The organism is Citrobacter sp. TBCP-5362 (assembly GCF_005406305.1).
Lineage (GTDB): Bacteria > Pseudomonadota > Gammaproteobacteria > Enterobacterales > Enterobacteriaceae > Citrobacter_B > Citrobacter_B koseri.
This window is the reverse complement of sequence record NZ_CP040234.1, coordinates 1,980,805-1,997,503: the sequence shown is the minus strand read 5'-3', so window position 1 is coordinate 1,997,503 and position 16,699 is coordinate 1,980,805. Positions and strand designations below refer to the sequence as shown.

At 57.0% G+C, this 16,699-nt stretch carries 14 protein-coding genes; 10 read left to right on the top strand and 4 right to left on the bottom strand.

Annotation, left to right across the window (positions count from 1 at the left end):
* The first annotated feature begins 65 nt into the window (after nt 1–65).
* The 7 genes from FD428_RS09645 to FD428_RS09615 all read left to right on the top strand — a co-directional run bounded on the left by FD428_RS09645 (nt 66) and on the right by FD428_RS09615 (nt 8,415).
* Nucleotides 66–1,778 carry an alpha,alpha-trehalase gene (locus FD428_RS09645; RefSeq protein ID WP_114847808.1) on the top strand — a complete coding sequence of 571 codons (1,713 nt, stop codon included), beginning with the start codon at nt 66–68 and terminating at the stop codon, nt 1,776–1,778.
* Between the two features lie 203 nt (nt 1,779–1,981).
* Nucleotides 1,982–3,004: an ABC transporter substrate-binding protein gene (locus tag FD428_RS09640; RefSeq protein ID WP_101744130.1), complete on the top strand. Its 1,023-nt coding sequence runs from the start codon at nt 1,982–1,984 to the stop codon at nt 3,002–3,004.
* A 26-nt stretch (nt 3,005–3,030) separates the two neighbouring features.
* Complete coding sequence (locus FD428_RS09635) at nt 3,031–3,990, top strand: FecCD family ABC transporter permease (RefSeq protein ID WP_370906253.1); 960 nt, start codon at nt 3,031–3,033, stop codon at nt 3,988–3,990.
* A complete protein-coding gene (locus FD428_RS09630; protein ID WP_071258548.1) occupies nt 3,987–4,745 on the top strand; it encodes an ABC transporter ATP-binding protein in 759 nt (252 codons plus the stop codon). The genes FD428_RS09635 and FD428_RS09630 overlap by 4 nt, the downstream gene beginning before the upstream one ends.
* A 9-nt stretch (nt 4,746–4,754) precedes the next feature.
* Nucleotides 4,755–5,567, top strand: a complete 813-nt coding sequence (locus FD428_RS09625) for a class I SAM-dependent methyltransferase (protein WP_114847807.1) — start codon at nt 4,755–4,757, stop codon at nt 5,565–5,567.
* Nucleotides 5,564–6,421, top strand: a complete 858-nt coding sequence (modD, locus tag FD428_RS09620) for a ModD protein (RefSeq protein ID WP_049009572.1) — start codon at nt 5,564–5,566, stop codon at nt 6,419–6,421. The genes FD428_RS09625 and modD overlap by 4 nt, the downstream gene beginning before the upstream one ends.
* A 23-nt stretch (nt 6,422–6,444) precedes the next feature.
* The gene (locus FD428_RS09615; RefSeq protein ID WP_012132095.1) at nt 6,445–8,415 is read left to right on the top strand and encodes a TonB-dependent siderophore receptor; all 1,971 of its coding nucleotides are present in this window, start codon (nt 6,445–6,447) and stop codon (nt 8,413–8,415) included.
* 55 nt (nt 8,416–8,470) lie between these two features.
* Here FD428_RS09615 and FD428_RS09610 read toward each other — a convergent pair whose 3' ends face one another.
* Together FD428_RS09610 and FD428_RS09605 are read right to left on the bottom strand one after the other, a co-directional pair.
* A complete protein-coding gene (locus FD428_RS09610; protein ID WP_012132094.1) occupies nt 8,471–10,585 on the bottom strand; it encodes a TonB-dependent siderophore receptor in 2,115 nt (704 codons plus the stop codon).
* 276 nt (nt 10,586–10,861) lie between these two features.
* Nucleotides 10,862–11,116, bottom strand: a complete 255-nt coding sequence (locus tag FD428_RS09605) for a GlsB/YeaQ/YmgE family stress response membrane protein (RefSeq protein WP_012132092.1) — start codon at nt 11,114–11,116, stop codon at nt 10,862–10,864.
* A 203-nt stretch (nt 11,117–11,319) separates the two neighbouring features.
* On the opposite strand from FD428_RS09605, the gene ycgR reads away from it, so the two are divergent.
* Entirely contained in the window at nt 11,320–12,054 is a 735-nt protein-coding gene (gene ycgR / locus FD428_RS09600) for a flagellar brake protein YcgR (protein ID WP_047463290.1), read from the top strand.
* Between the two features lie 12 nt (nt 12,055–12,066).
* Here the strand turns inward: ycgR and emtA are convergent, their stop codons facing one another.
* Nucleotides 12,067–12,678 (bottom strand): membrane-bound lytic murein transglycosylase EmtA, encoded by a 612-nt coding sequence (emtA, locus tag FD428_RS09595; protein WP_012132090.1) that lies wholly within the window; start codon nt 12,676–12,678, stop codon nt 12,067–12,069.
* Between the two features lie 100 nt (nt 12,679–12,778).
* On the opposite strand from emtA, the gene ldcA reads away from it, so the two are divergent.
* Both ldcA and FD428_RS09585 read left to right on the top strand, forming a co-directional pair.
* On the top strand, nt 12,779–13,693 hold the full coding sequence (gene ldcA, locus FD428_RS09590) for a muramoyltetrapeptide carboxypeptidase (RefSeq protein WP_114847806.1): 915 nt from the start codon (nt 12,779–12,781) through the stop codon (nt 13,691–13,693).
* A gap of 96 nt (nt 13,694–13,789) precedes the next feature.
* Nucleotides 13,790–15,523 carry a potassium/proton antiporter gene (locus FD428_RS09585; RefSeq protein WP_024130274.1) on the top strand — a complete coding sequence of 578 codons (1,734 nt, stop codon included), beginning with the start codon at nt 13,790–13,792 and terminating at the stop codon, nt 15,521–15,523.
* Nucleotides 15,524–15,627: 104 nt separating this feature from the next.
* On the opposite strand, the gene dadX is transcribed toward FD428_RS09585, so the two are convergent.
* On the bottom strand, nt 15,628–16,698 hold the full coding sequence (gene dadX, locus FD428_RS09580; RefSeq protein WP_114847805.1) for a catabolic alanine racemase DadX: 1,071 nt from the start codon (nt 16,696–16,698) through the stop codon (nt 15,628–15,630).
* Between the last annotated feature and the right edge of the window lies 1 nt (nt 16,699).

The following is a 16,699-nucleotide window of genomic DNA, read 5'->3' as shown; positions in this document are numbered from 1 at the left end:
TCCTGGACTAAGGTTTTGTCATGGTTCATGCCGCTGACTGCGGCACGCCGTTAAGGAGAATATTGATGATAACACCTGCGCTTCGCCATTCCGGTACGCTCTCTTTCGCCATAAAACTGACCGTTGCAGGCACCCTGCTGACATTCGCGTCGCTCTCGGCGCATGCTGAGGAGCAGCCGGCCAGTCCTCCGCAGCCCCCGGATATTCTGCTGGGGCCGCTGTTTAATGACGTGCAGAGCGCCAAACTGTTCCCCGACCAGAAAACGTTCGCCGATGCCGTGCCTAACAGCGATCCGCTGATGATCCTCGCGGATTACCGGATGCAACGAAACCAGTCAGGCTTCGATTTGCGTCACTTTGTTGATGTGAACTTTACGCTGCCCAAAGATGGGGAAAAATACGTTCCGCCGGAAGGACAGTCGCTGCGTGAACATATTGACGGTCTGTGGCCCGTGTTGACCCGCACAACGGAGAGCGCCGGAAAATGGGATTCGTTATTGCCGCTGCCGGAACCGTACGTGGTGCCTGGCGGACGTTTCCGGGAAGTCTATTATTGGGATAGCTATTTCACCATGCTGGGACTTGCCGAAAGCGATCACTGGGATAAGGTCGCCGATATGGTGGCGAATTTCGGCTATGAACTGGACTCCTGGGGGCATATCCCCAACGGCAACCGTACCTACTATCTGAGCCGCTCGCAGCCGCCTTTCTTCGCATTTATGGTGGAATTGCTGGCGCAGCATGAGGGCGACGACGCCCTGAAAAAATACCTGCCGCAGCTGCAAAAAGAGTATGCCTACTGGATGGAGGGCGTGGAGAATCTCCAGCCCGGCGAGCAGAATAAGCGCGTGGTGAAACTGGATGACGGCACCGTCCTGAACCGCTACTGGGATGACCGGGACACGCCGCGACCGGAGTCGTGGATGGAAGATATCACCACCGCGAAGAGCAACCCGAACCGCCCGGCAACCGAGATTTATCGCGACCTGCGATCTGCCGCCGCATCGGGCTGGGATTTCAGCTCGCGCTGGATGGACGACCCGAATCAGCTGAGCACCATTCGCACCACCAGCATCGTCCCTGTCGATCTCAACGCCCTGCTGTATAAACTGGAGAAAATGCTGGCGCGCGCCAGCAAAGCGGCAGGCGATGACGCCAACGCGAACCAGTATGAAGCGCTCGCCAGCGCCCGTCAGAAAGGCATTGAAACGCACCTGTGGAACAATCAGGAAGGCTGGTATGCCGACTACGATCTGAAGAGCAAAAAGGTGCGTAACCAACTGACGGCGGCCACGCTGTTCCCGCTGTATGTCAACGCGGCGGCGAAAGATCGCGCCAGCAAAGTGGCTGCCGCGACCCAGGCGCACCTGTTGCAGCCTGGCGGACTGTCCACCACCTCGGTGAAAAGCGGGCAGCAATGGGACGCCCCCAATGGCTGGGCGCCGTTACAGTGGGTGGCGACCGAAGGGTTGCAGAATTACGGGCAGGACAACGTCGCGATGGATGTCACCTGGCGCTTCCTCACCAACGTTCAGCATACCTACGACCGCGAACAAAAGCTGGTTGAGAAATATGACGTCAGCAGTACGGGAACCGGCGGCGGCGGTGGAGAATACCCTCTTCAGGATGGTTTCGGCTGGACCAACGGCGTGACGTTAAAAATGCTCGACCTGATCTGTCCAAAAGAGAAACCGTGCGACAGCGTACCGGCCACTCGCCCCGCAGCGCCAGGCGCTTCCCAGCCTGCGCCGCAAAAACAGGTTGAAACCACGCCGTAATGTGACCCGACCATCATGCTGACAAAAATCCGCGCGCCGTCGCGGATTTTTCTTCCTGGCAATGCCGCGCGTTCATCTCTGCCCCTCATAGCTCTTAAGGGTTAGACCCCCTTTTCATCGGTGAGAATTTGATACTGAACAAGTTTTTTAACGTTATATATGTAAACATATAGCGATTTTTTAACCATTTCAGGATGAAAACAATGCCGCTCACAAGACGGAGATTCGCTCAGGCAATGGCCTCTGCGCTGCTGTTTCGCCACCTCCCTGGCATTGCGCAGACACCGCTGACGTTTGCTATTGGCCGCCCGCCGGAAGGCAATATTATTCGCCGCGTGGTGAGCGCCGGTGCGCCCGCCGATGTGTTACTGCTGGCCGTCGCGCCGGAAAAGCTGGTGGGTTTCTCCTCTTTTGATTTCTCGCGCCAGGCGGCGATTCCCTTCCCCGAGTCCATTCGGGCGTTGCCCAAACTGGGCAGGCTGGCGGGGCGCGCCAGCACGTTGTCTCTGGAAGGACTGCTGGCCCTGCATCCCGATCTGGTAGTGGATTGCGGCAACGCCGATGAAACCTGGCTTTCGCAGGCGCGCCAGGTCAGCGCTCAGACCCGGATTCCGTGGCTGCTGATTAACGGTGAACTGCGGCAAACGCCGGAACAACTGCAAGCCGCAGGACAAGCGCTGGGAATGGAGGCGCGTACTGCCGCTCAGTCGGCGCTGGCTCAGCGCTTCATTGCGCAAGCGCTCGCGTTTTCCCACACGCCTGCTGCCGGTATTCGTTTTTATGCGGCGCGGGGCGCCCGAGGTCTGGAGACAGGATTACAGGGATCGCTGCATACGGAAGCGGCAGAGTTGCTGGGATTACACAACGTAGCGCGAATCCCCGGACGAAGCGGACTGGCCCAGGTCTCTATGGAAAACTTACTCACCTGGCAGCCCGACATCATTCTGGTACAGGATGCCGCCACGGCGCACTACCTGCGTCACGACCCCGTCTGGCAAGGCGTTAAGGCGGTTGCGGACAAGCGCATTCTTTTCCTGAGCGGTCTGCCGTTTGGCTGGCTGGATGCGCCGCCGGGCATTAACCGTTTACTCGGGCTGCGCCGGTTGCATGCCTGGCTGGACCCGAACGTTAATCAACATTTTAAAGACGATATGGTGCGTTATGCGCGCCTGTTCTGGCATACGTCGCTGACTGACGAACAGTATCAACAGTGGGCGATCATCTGATGAGAACGACCACCCTTTCTGTCCTGATGCTGGGGATTGCCCTTCTCTGTATTGCCTTTGCCAGCGTATCGGGCGCTTATCACCTCGATGCCCGGCAGGTGCTGGCGATGATCTTCAGCCATGACACGGTGCCGACACAGGATCAAATCGTGTTCTGGCAGATCCGCCTCCCCCGCATTCTCGCCGCGCTGCTGCTGGGCGCTGCGCTGGCGGGCGCGGGCACGACGTATCAGGGGATGTTTCGCAATCCGCTTGTCTCCCCGGATATTCTCGGCGTTGCCGCCGGAGCGGGTTTAGGCGCATGTACGGCGATTTTGCTGGGCCTGCCGATTTTGTTTATCCAGCTCTACGCGTTCGGCGGCGGTCTGCTGGTGGTTGCTGGCGTCTGGCTGATTACCCGTCGGGTGACACGTCACGACCCCGTATTAACCCTTGTGCTGGTAGGTATCGCGCTCGGCACGCTGTGCGGCGCGGGAATTTCCCTGATAAAAACGCTGGCCGATCCCTATACCCAGTTGCCTTCCATCACCTTCTGGTTACTCGGCGGACTCTCTACCATCACGCTGCATGATCTTTGTTTCTCGGCGCCGCTGATTCTGTTCGGCGCCATCCCTTTGCTGCTACTGCGCTGGCGTATGAATTTACTGACGCTTTCAGATGATGAAGCCCGTTCCCTGGGCATCAACGTTACCCGCCTTCGGCTCGCGCTGATTGTCTGCGCGACGCTCATCACCGCCAGCACGGTGGCGATTGCCGGGATTATCGGCTGGATAGGCTTAGTCGTGCCGCATATCGGCAGGTTGCTCACCGGCAATAACCACCAGCAGTTGCTTCCTGTCTCAATGGGCGCTGGCGCCATTTTACTGCTGCTGACCGACACGCTCGCGCGCGCAATCAGCAGTACGGAGATTCCACTCGGTATCCTCACCGCATTTATCGGCGCCCCTTTCTTTTTGCTGCTTCTGCTGCGCGGAGGACGCCAATGACACGACTGACGGTTCGCCACGCCAACCTGGGATACGCCCGACGCCCGGTTTTGCGCGACGTCTCTTTTACCGTACCGGCGGGAGAAATTTGTTGTTTACTCGGCGCAAACGGCAGCGGCAAGACCACGCTGATGCGCACCATTCTTGGCGTTCTCCCCTTGATCAGCGGCGACATCCTGCTTGATGGCGTGGCGGTGCAGCGTTTTTCAGACCGGGAGCGCGCCAGCGCCATTGCCTGGGTGCCACAGGCGCACGACGGCGCGTTCGCCTTCACCGCTCTGGATATGGTGATGATGGGGCTGACGCCGAAAATGGCAGCATTCGCCGTTCCCGGCGCCAGGGAGCGAGAGATTGCCCACCAGCAGCTCGCCGCGCTTGAAATCGTCCATCTGGCGCACCGACGCTGGAACACCCTGAGCGGCGGAGAGCGTCAACTGGTGCTGATCGCCCGCGCCCTGGCGCAACGCCCTCGCCTGCTACTGCTGGATGAACCCGCCTCCAGCCTCGACTTTGGTCACCAGATCCGCCTGCTCGACACGCTGGTGACACTGAAAAAAACGGGGATGGCGCTACTGATGTCAACCCATCATCCGCTCCATGCCAGGGCGATAGCCGACAGCGTCGTACGCGTGGAGTCCGACGGCCAGGTATCGCAAGGCGCGCCAGAGCGCCAGCTCGCTGCCGACAATCTGGCCGCGCTTTATCGGGTCTCGCCCACACAAATCCACCGCCATCTTTTTGGCGATCAGCAATAAGGGACAGCCATGCTCATTGATGACATTGATTTTGCAGACCTCTACCGCCAGCAGCTATTGCAGGCGAAACGAACGGAAAAAACGCCCGACCATTGGGATAAACGGGCAGAGAAAATGGCAGAAAACTGCGCGTCGCCGACGGACACCTACCTGCAACAGCTGATGGAGAAAATGGATTTGCAGGGCGCGAACTCGCTGTTTGATATGGGCTGTGGCCCGGGCACCGTCTCGCTGGCGTTAGCGGGCAAAATACCGCATATCTGCGGCGTGGATTACAGCCCCGGAATGCTGCGCGTTGCCGCCCGTCGCGCGACAGAGCAACGGGCAACCCATGTTCACTGGGTGCAACGCGCCTGGGAAGATGACTGGAGCGATCTTCCGCGCTGCGATATCGCCGTTGCCTCCCGCTCAACGCTCGTTGCGGATATGCGCCAGGCGATGACAAAACTCAACAACCAGGCGCGGCTGCGCGTCTATACCACGCACCTGGTCAGCTCCTCTTTTGTTTCCCCCACTATCCAGCGCGCGTTGGGTCGCGAGGTTATCGAGCTGCCTAACTATATTTATGCCCTCAATGTCCTGTACCAGATGGGGATCTGCGCCCATGTCGATTTTATCCGTGGGCAGAACTGCCAGCAGGACAACAGCACCTGGGAACGCTTTGCTGAGAACGTTCGCTGGAGCATGGGCGACATCAGTGATGAAGAGCGTGAGCGTCTGTACCGCTGGTATCAACAGCAGGATGCCAGCGCCCTTGCCCCGGCCAGTCGGGACTGGGCGCTGATCTGGTGGGACAGCATTCCACAAAAGGCGCTGAAATGATCTACTTCTCACACGCACAGACGGACGCATTGCTGCTGGAGGATATTCAGGGAGGCGACCTGACCACGCGCGCTCTGGGCATCGGCAATCTGCCAGGCCGCATGACCTTCCGCCATCGCCAGGGCGGCTGCGTGAGCGGCATTGCCGTGGCCAGACAAATGTTGCAGTCGCTGGGGCTGACCGTCCTGGAGCAGATGAACGACGGCGAGCGCGCCGCTGCCGGTCAACGATTGATCAGCGTCAGCGGGAATGCGGCGGCGCTGCACCAGGGCTGGAAGGCCGTACAAAACGTACTGGAGTGGAGCTGCGGCGTTTCACACTATCTCGACAGCATGCTTCACATCCTGCATAGCCGTTACCCCGACGGGCAAATAGCCTGCACGCGTAAAGCCATTCCCGGCACCCGGCTGTTAGCCGCACAGGCGGTGCTCGCCGCAGGCGGAATCATTCACCGCGCCGGGTGCGCGGAAACCGTGCTGCTGTTTGCAAATCACCGCCGCTTTCTCGCCCCCGGTAACGACTGGGCCGGGGCCATTTCGCAGTTGCGCCGTCATGCCCCGGAAAAAAAGATCGTCGTCGAAGCAGACACCCCAGAGGAAGCCCTTGAAGCGCTCCGCGCAGGCCCCGACGTTTTGCAACTCGACAAATTTACCCCACATCAGGCGGCGGAGGTGGCCCGGACGGCGCCTTCACTGGCCCCCCATTGCACGCTGGCGCTGACTGGCGGCATCAACCTCGCCACTCTGGCGAGTTATCTCGACTGTGGTATCAGGCTCTTTATTACATCCGCACCGTACTACGCACCACCGATGGATATCAACGTCATCCTGAACCCGGACGAAAGTGACATATAACATTGATAAATGGAATAAAAACAATGAAATTCACTCAGAGTTGTCTTTACACGGCATTATCGGTAGCTTTTGCGCATAATGCGTTTGCTGGGCAAGAAAGCGACACCATGACCGTCTGGTCGAGCCCCGCCTCTGCGGCGACCACCACGGTGCTTGGTCAACAAACCATGCAGGATCTGGATAAGCAGAATGTGGCGCAGGCATTAAGCGTCATCCCCGGCGTGGCGTTGCAAAAATCAGGCAACCGCAACGAACAGCAGGTCAAAGTTCGCGGTTTTGACAGCCGCCAGGTTCCGATCTTTTTCGACGGCGTGCCGGTTTACATCCCTTACGACGGCAACCTCGACTTAGGGCGCTTCCTCACCTCGGACATTGCCTCCGTTGAGGTGTCCAAAGGCTACTCATCGCTGTTGCAAGGCCCTAACCAGATGGGCGGCGCGATCAACATCACCACCAAAAAACCGACAAAACCTCTCGAAGGGAGCATCGGTTATCGCCAGGGATGGAGCCGGAGCAAAGATAACGCCCACGATATGCACGCCTCGTTTGGCGCCAGTAATGAGCTGGGTTATCTGCAAGTCAGCGGTAGCCAGTTGAAGCAGGATTTCCTGGGTCTGCCGCACGGGGTGGACAACGCCATTGCAGGCAGCAACGGGAAGATGATCAACTCGTCGGCAGATGATAAACGGGGCATTGTTAAGTTGGGCTTCACGCCGCGCGAAAATGACGAGTACACCCTGACCTATATCAACCAGGACGGTGAAAAAGACAACCCGCCATACGCAGGCACCAGCAGCCAGAAGTCGCGCTACTGGCAGTGGCCGCAATACGATAAAGAGAGTTATTACTATCAGGGCACCACGCATCTGGGCGATCGCTTCACGCTGAAAAGCCGGCTTTATCGCGACACCTTTGAAAACACGCTGATGATGTACAACTCCCTTGCCGACCTGAAAAACAAGAAAGGCAGCTATAGCCACTATTCCGATTACAGCGATGGCGCAGGGTTACAACTCGCTGCCGAAATGCGTGAAAACGATCTGCTCTCGTTCGCCGTTAACTGGAAAGATGACGTCCACCGTGAAAAAGGCGCGCCGCATGCGGCATACGATCGCTATGAAGATCGCACCTGGTCGTTAGCCAGCGAATACCAGTGGGCCGCCGCCGATAATGTGGATGTCGTGGCCGGTATTAGCTATGACTGGCGTGACAGTCTGGAAGGGATGAAACACGAAAAAGACGGCAGCGTAACCCACTACGACGACAACAACCAGTCGGCGTTTAACTGGCAGGTCATGACCAAATACCACTTCGCAAACGAGGACACGCTGGCGCTCTCTTACTCTGACCGGACGCGTTTCCCGACGCTCAAAGAACGGTATACCACGTCGAAACCGGCGTATAACCAGGTGGCTATCGTCAACCCGCAGTTAAAACCCGAACGCGCCCGCAGCGTGGATCTGACCTGGAACGGTTCGCTGACCCGCGACTGGGGATTCGAGGTCAGCGTGTACTATAACCGCGTGACCGACGCAATCCTGTCGCACAACATTGATGCCGATACGATCCAGAACCGCAATAGCGGCCGGGTGGATTACACCGGTCTGGATGCCGGAATCAAAGGCAATGTGTCTGAAATGCTGGATGTCGGGCTGAGCTACGGGCTGATCCACGCGGACGTCAAGCGTGATGAAATCGGTGAAATCACCGATTTGCCAACGCAGACGCTCACCGCATGGATGACGCTCAAACCGTGGGAACCGCTGAGTGTTACGCTGTCAGAAGAGGCGCGTTCCTCCAGCTACAGCAATTCAGACGGTTCACAGAAAGCGGGCGGATTTGCCATTACCCATATCCGCGCGGATTATGCGGTGGGCTACGGTTTTAGCGTCAATGCGTCTGTGAACAACCTGTTCGATACGAAGTATGCCTACAGCGAAGGGTTTATCGAGGAAGGCCGTAATTTCTGGGCCGGGGTGGAATATAAGTTCTGATTGTTCCACCGAATGAAAACGAACCCGGCCTGCGCAATTGCAGGCCGGGTTGCTATCAGAAGCTGTAGCTGGCGCCAACCTGAACGGTGCGGTCGCGACCAATCCAGCAGTTGTTGTCGTCGTAACAGCTAAACGTCTCTTTGTTGGTAATATTCTGCGCGCTGGCCTTCAGCGTCACCCCGCTCAACGATGGGATCGCCTCTCCCAGACGGTAAGAGACGGCCATATCATACTGCGTCGTGCCGCCGAGTTTGCCTTTATCGTTAGCTGGCGAGATCTCCATCGGCCCGGTATAACGGACGCCCGCGCCAACGTTCAGCCCGCGCAGCGGCGTATTATCAAAGGTGTAATCGCCCCACAGGTTAAACGCGTTTTCCGGCACCTGAGTCGGACGTTTGCCTTCATACGTCTCATCTTCCGTGTTGATCGCATGGGTATAGGCATAGTTGGCGATCAGCGTGACGTTATCCGCCGGACGGCTGACAATCGACAGTTCGGCCCCTTTTGACTCAATCTCGCCGGTCTGACGGTAATCCCAGGTCGGCGTGGCGGAAAGCACATTTTTCTGGCGGATATTAAACACCGATGCGGTAAAGGTGGTCGCGTATTCCGCCAGCAGGTATTTCACCCCGCCCTCAACCTGCTTGCTGGTGGTCGGCTTCACCTCTTTCGAGGTCAGAGTCCCTTGCGGCGAGATCGGCTTAAAGCCTTCGGAATAACTGATAAATGGAGAGATCCCATTTTCAAACGCGTATAACGCACCGAAACGCTTGGTGACGCGATCCTGTGAAATCCAGGTTTTATCGCCGTTTTGCAGATAGTCGGTCGTGGCGGAACGATAGTCATCGTAACGCACGCTCGCCAGCAGGTTCAGGCCGCCAAACGCAATCTGATCCTGAAGATAATAACCATTCTGCTGATAAGAGAGACGGTTATTCTGCGCAGTACTCAGCCCTAAATCGTCGGTATGAATCTGACGATAGTTCGGGTGGCGCATGTCGATCCCCGGCGTGCTGCTGGCATAGCGGTAGAAGTAATGGCTGTCGAGCTTCTGGTAATCGAAGCCTGCCAGCAGATGGTGCTGCCAGTCGCCTGACACTACCGTTTTCGTAACCTGGTTGTCGATGTTAAAACTTTTCAGATCTTCATCGGTCGTGTAGGCAAACCGGTTCAACTCCCAGACCGGATTCCCCGTATTTCCGGTGGAGTAGACGCTGCGCTGGTGGGTATCCACATCAAAGTAGCGCGCTTTCTGATTGAAGCCCCAGCCGCTGTCAAACTGGTGTTCAAAGCTGTAACCCAGCATCCATTGACGCTGCTTAAAGCCGCTCCACTCATCTCCGGCAAAATCACGACGCCCCGCATACTCTGAACGCAGATAAGAAATGGGCAGCGGGTTGGAAGGCGACAGCGACGGTGTATTCTGCGCCAGCGCATCAATCGTCAGACGCGTTTTGTTGTCCGGTTGCCAGGTAACGGACGGGGCAACCAGATAGTTTTCATAGCGGGAGGTATGCGGTTGATCATCCCCTTCCGTCGCTTTGCCGAGTAAACGGTAGTTCCAGTCGCTGTCGCTGATTTGCCCGGTTGAATCCAGATAACCCTCTTTCAGATTACGGGTGCCGGTGTTGAAGCCCACTTCCGTTTTCTGTTCCGCCTGCGGTTTTTTACTCTGGATGTTTACCAGTCCACCCGGCGATCCATTGCCGTACAGCACCGAGGCCGGGCCTTTCAGAATATCCACGCTTTCAATCAGCAGCGGATCAATACGCGCTTTGGTATTCCCGGTCACGTTGTACGGCAGTTGCAGGCCGTTGTAATACTCCTGATCCACCGTAAAACCGCGAATCTTATATTCGCTCATATAGGAGGTATTACCGCGAACTTCCGTTGACACGCCCGGCGCGTAGCGCAGAATTTCATTCACCGAGTTGGCGTGGCGTTGCTCAATCTCCTGCCTGTCGATGGTGTTGATCACCTGCGGCGTTTTGCTTTCCGGCACGGCGGATTTGGTGGCGCTGTTGGTCCAGGCCGGAAGAAGGCTCTCCTGCCCGGCGGCAGTGACCACAATGGTCGACTCTTTTGCCTCTTCAGCATAAGACGGGACCGTCAGGGCTAAGGTGATACATCCAGAGAGCGCGCGTAATGTGAAACGATGAGTTGTTTTCATGAGCAAATTATTATATGTGAAATGGAATGACAATTATTCTCATTTTTATTCACAAATCAAGCCAGCTTTCGCCGTTAATCCGGCCAGGCGTTGCTCAGGAATACAGATTGTTCTGACGTCTGTTGAATCCCCGTAAACGTGCCGGGAAGACGCCTCCCCTGACACGTTCACGACTGATAATGCGCCAGAGCGATAATGGGCATCAAGTGAACGGAAAACACACCTGGGTAGCATGTCGCCGATTTACGCACTCATCCCCACATCCGCTCTGTTCATTTAATTGCGCCGCAGAAGGCGAAAAACGCCGAGCACAACAATCGCCCCGACGACGGCCACCAGGAAACTGTGAAGATTGAACCCGCTGATGCTGCCGCCGATACCAAACATGGTTGCCAGCCAGCCGCCGACAACCGCACCAACGATACCGAGAATACAGGTCAGTATAAAACCACCGCCATCGCGACCCGGCATAATCAGCTTAGCGATAACACCTGCAATCAGACCAAAAATAATCCAGGCAATAATTCCCATATTCAGGCCCTCTTTCCAGTGAAAGCATGCGCAAGACGTTCTTGCGCCAGTCCCTTAAGTATAGGCAAATCAACCGGCCATGCTTTTCATCCTGCGACGTTATGCGCTGGCGTTGATAAAAATTTCACCCATTTGTCTTAAGTTCCGTCATGCCATGCCGATAACCAAACGATAATCTGTCAGGCATCCAGGAGTCATTACGCGTGAGTCACTACAGTGAGCAGTTCCTGAAGCAAAACCCGTTGGCGGTATTAGGCGTACTCAAAGATTTAAACAAGAGCCAGGTGCCGCTACGCATCTCCTGGGCCGGGGGGCAGTTCATCAGTAAGATTCTGGACGTTAACGCGGAAAAACTGGTGATGGATTTCGGCAGCCAGGACTATGAAAACATCGCCGTTCAGCGCGCCAGACAGATAACCATTACCGCAGAAACGCAGGGCGCGAAAGTGGAGTTCACGCTGGATCAGCTCACCCGTGGCGAATACCAGCAGCTTCCGGCATTTATTACCGCGCTGCCGCCCGAGCTGTGGTTCGTTCAGCGCCGGGAGTATTTCCGTATTTCCGCGCCTTTGCATCCCCCCTACTACTGCCAGGCGAAAATGCCGGACGACAACACGCTACGTTTTCGCTTGTTCGATCTCTCGCTGGGCGGCATGGGCGCATTGCTGGAAGCGACAAAACCCGCCGGATTAACCGAAGGCATGCGCTTTTCGCAAATTGAGCTGAACATGGGGCAATGGGGCGTTTTCCACTTTGACGCCCAGCTTATTTCCATCAGCGAACGCAGAGTGATTGACGGTAAAAATGAGACGATTACCACTCCCCGCCTGAGCTTTCGTTTTCTCAACGTCAGCCCGGCGGTGGAGCGGGAATTACAGCGGATTATTTTCTCTCTTGAACGGGAAGCGCGGGAAAAATCCAATAAGGTGCGTGAATAACCCCCGTGCGGGTTACATCGCATCCAGCGCTTGCTGGAGTTTCCAGATATAACGCGGCGCCTGTGGCGCAGGATGATTTTTGGCAACGTGCTCGAAAAACTCATCCGCGCTCAGATCGTTGATTTTCTCAATCGCTTTTTTGCGATCGGAAGAGAACGTGCGCAGCAGCGCGCCCGCGCCATTGGCATAAGAGACCACCAGCGCGTACTGCATCACCTGCGGATCGTTAATACCGGCCAGCGACCCGTGTTCCAGAATACTCAGGTACGCCGTCCCCATCGAGATATTCCGCTCCGGGTTTTTCAGTTCGCTGGTCGACGGTTCTCCGCTCCAGCCCATATGACGATAAACATCGCGCCCGGATGTCGAGGCCTTCAGTTGCATTAACCCAACCGCCCCGGATTTACTGACCACCGTCGGATTACCGCCCGATTCAATCGCGATGATCGCGGTAATCAGACGCGGGCTGACGCCCCAGGCTTCCCCGGCTTTTTCACTTATCGGCATCCACTGCATTGCCCGTTTAACCGGGACTTCGGCGTTCCAGGGCGGATTCTTGTAATCCTGCTTTGAACTACAGCCCGCCAGCAATACAACCAAAAAAGCAAACCATCTCAATTTCACGTCATCTATCCTTATAGCCGGAATTCGCCGCTGCGAGTGACAACGACATGCTCAATCGGCATGATATACATTTGGTTTTAGATGTCAGCAAGGAATTGCCATGTCCCTGTTTCACTTAATCGCCCCATCGGGTTACTGCATCAATCAGCAAGCGGCTTTACGCGGCGTACAACGGCTGATCGAATCCGGCCACCAGGTGGATAACGCCGCCGTCATTGGCCGCCGTGACCAGCGTTTTGCCGGTTCAGACGCCGAGCGTCTGGCGGATGTTAACGGCCTCGCCCGCCTGACGACGCCCGATACCATTGTGATGCCGGTTCGCGGCGGTTACGGCGCCAGTCGTCTGCTGGAGAGCATTGACTGGCAGGCGCTCATCGCACGGCAGCAGGCGAACCCGCTGCTGATCTGCGGCCACAGCGATTTTACGGTGATTCAGTCCGCCCTGCTGGCGCTGGGCAAGGTGATAACGTTTAGCGGCCCCATGCTGGCGGCGAATTTCGGCGCGGAGGAGATGAACACCTTCACCGAGCGCCATTTCTGGCGGGCCTTGTGCAACGCGCAGTTCACGGTGGAGTGGCAAGGTAACGGCCCGACATGTGAAACGGAAGGCACGCTGTGGGGCGGCAATCTGGCCATGCTGATCTCCCTTATCGGCACCCCGTGGATGCCCGCCATTGAAAATGGCGTACTGGTGCTGGAGGATATTAACGAGCATCCTTTCCGCGTTGAGCGAATGCTTCTGCAACTGTATCACGCGGGGATTCTGTCCCGGCAGAACGCACTGATATTGGGCAGTTTCAGCGGTAGCGCGCCGAATGATTACGATGCCGGTTACGATCTTGACGCGGTTTACGCGTTTCTGCGTTCCCGTCTCTCCATCCCCGTCGTGACCGGTCTGGATTTTGGTCATGAGCAACGCACCGTTACGCTGCCGCTCGGCGCCCACGCGGTGCTAAAAAATGGCGAAAATGGCAGCCAACTCACACTCTCCGGCCATCCTGTCCTCAAATCATAAAAAAAGCCGTCGCCTGGGCTAAGTAAAACGCTGTTTCTGTCGTTATTATGTTAGGGTTTATTATTAGAAACAGCGTAATTCAGGAGTAACATAACGTTGGATGCCGCAGCCATTATTAGTCTTTTCATTTTAGGTTCAGTCCTCGTAACCTGTAGTATCTTATTAAGTTCATTCTCATCTCGTCTTGGCATCCCTATTCTGGTTATCTTTCTCGCGATTGGCATGCTCGCGGGTGTTGATGGCGTTGGCGGTATCCCGTTTGATAATTATCCTTTCGCGTACATGGTGAGTAACCTCGCGCTGGCAATTATTCTGCTGGATGGCGGGATGCGTACCCAGGCCAGCTCCTTTCGCGTCGCCCTGGGCCCGGCGCTCTCGCTCGCGACGGTAGGGGTACTGATTACCTCCGGTCTCACCGGCATGATGGCCGCCTGGCTCTTTCATTTGGATCTCATTGAAGGGCTGCTGATTGGCGCCATCGTCGGTTCAACGGATGCGGCTGCCGTTTTTTCTCTGCTGGGCGGTAAAGGGCTTAACGAACGCGTCGGTTCGACGCTGGAAATCGAATCCGGGAGTAACGACCCGATGGCGGTTTTCCTGACCATCACGCTGATAGAGATGATTCAGAAACATGAGACCGGCCTGAGCTGGCTTTTCGTGCTCGATATCATTCAGCAGTTTGGACTGGGGATCATGCTGGGGTTAGGCGGCGGATATCTGCTTCAGCAAATGATTAACCGGATTGCCTTGCCCACCGGGTTATATCCGCTGCTGGCGCTGAGCGGGGGAATTCTCGTTTTCGCCGTGACCACCGCGCTGGAAGGCAGCGGTATTCTGGCCGTTTACCTGTGTGGATTCCTGCTGGGCAACCGCCCTATCCGCAACCGGTTTGGCATCCTGCAAAACTTTGACGGCCTGGCCTGGCTGGCGCAAATCGCCATGTTCCTCGTGCTCGGACTGCTCGTTACGCCATCCGATCTGCTGCCTATCGCCGTTCCGGCGCTGGTGCTGTCGGTCTGGATGATTCTGGTGGCTCGCCCACTCTCCGTTTTCGCGGGCCTGCTGCCGTTTCGGGGCTTTAATCTGCGTGAGCGGATCTTCATCAGTTGGGTGGGGCTGCGTGGCGCCGTACCCATTATCCTGGCGGTTTTCCCGATGATGGCCGGGCTGGAGAATGCCCGACTGTTTTTTAATGTCGCATTCTTTGTGGTGCTGATATCGCTGCTGTTCCAGGGAACGTCCCTGACCTGGGCGGCCAAAAAAGCCAAAGTGGTGGTGCCTCCCGTCGGCTGGCCGGTTTCGCGTATCGGGCTGGATATTCACCCGGAAAACCCCTGGGAGCAGTTTGTCTACCAGTTGAGTGAAGATAAGTGGTGCGTCGGCGCCGCACTGCGCGATCTGCACATGCCGCAGGAGACCCGCATCGCCGCCCTGTTTCGCGACAACGTGCTGTTCCACCCGACCGGAAGCACCCGTTTACGCGAAGGCGACGTTCTGTGCGTTATCGGACGTGAGCGCGACCTTCCGGCGCTGGGCAAACTGTTCAGCCAGTCGCCGCCAGTCGCGTTGGATCAGCGCTTTTTCGGCGATTTTATTCTCGAAGCCAATGCGAAATTTGCTGACGTCGCCCTGATTTACGGTCTGGACGAAGGAACGGAATATCGCGATAAACAGCAGACGCTGGGGGAAATCGTACAGCAGTTGCTGGGTGCCGCGCCGGTTGTGGGCGACCAGGTGGAGTTTGCCGGCATGATCTGGACGGTCGCAGAGAAAGAAGACAACGCCGTGCGTAAGGTCGGGGTTCGCGTCGCGGGGGATGAAATGGAATAATGGAGACGCTGCCGGATGGCGGCGTTGATACGCCTTATCCGGCCTACACTCTGCCTTCTGTAGGCCGGATAAGCACAGGCGCCATCCTACGGCGCCACAAAAAGTTACGCCGTCACAACCGGAACACGCGGCGCCAGCGCGCACATCAGTTCATACCCCACCGTTCCCGCCGCAGAGGCGACATCATCAATCTTGATCTCTTTCCCCCACAGTTCCACAGACGTACCGATACCCGCCTGCGGGCACGGCGTCAGGTCCACCGCCAGCATATCCATCGACACGGTGCCAACCGTTCCGGTACGCACACCGTCCACCAGCACTGGCGTGCCGTTTGGCGCATGACGGGGATAACCATCCGCGTAGCCCGCCGCCACAATCCCGATGCGCTGCTCCTGGGTCGCGGTATAACGTCCGCCATACCCGACCCGATCGCCCGCTTTCAGCGTCTGTACGCCAATAATCTGGCTGCTCAGGGTCATAACCGGTTTCAGCCCGGTATTGGCGATATCCCGCCACTGCCCTGACGGCGATGCGCCATACAGAATAATTCCGGGTCGCACCCAGTCGAAATGGGCTTCAGGATGCCACAGCGTAGCCGCTGAATTCGACAGCGAGCGACGGCATTCAAGCCCTTCCGTCGCATGGGCGATTTTCGTCATCGCCTGGTCGATCCCTTCCGGGTGCTCAGCATCGGCAAAGTGCGACATTAACGTCATTTCGCCCACATTCGGCAGCGCCCGCAGTTGCTGCCAGACGGTCTGTACCCGCTCGGGTAAAAAACCCAGCCGGTTCATGCCGCTATTCACTTTGAGATAAACATCCAGCGGCGCGTTCAGGCGCGCGTTTTGCAACACTTTGAGCTGCCAGTTGCTGTGTATGCAGGTCGTCAGACGGTATGTGTCATATATGGCCAGCTCGTCGGCATGGAAGAACCCTTCCAGCATTAAGATCGGCCCTTTCCATCCCCGCTCTCGCAGCGTAATCGCCTCTTCGAGATTGAGCATGGCAAAGCCGTCGGTCGCCCCCAACGCCGTCCAGATACGCTCGATACCATGTCCGTAGGCATTGGCTTTCACCACCGACCAGACGCGAGCGTCCGGGGCGGCCTGGCGCACAATGCCAAGATTTTGTTTCATCGCCTTCAGGTCAAGGCTGGCCAGTATAGGGCGGGTCATC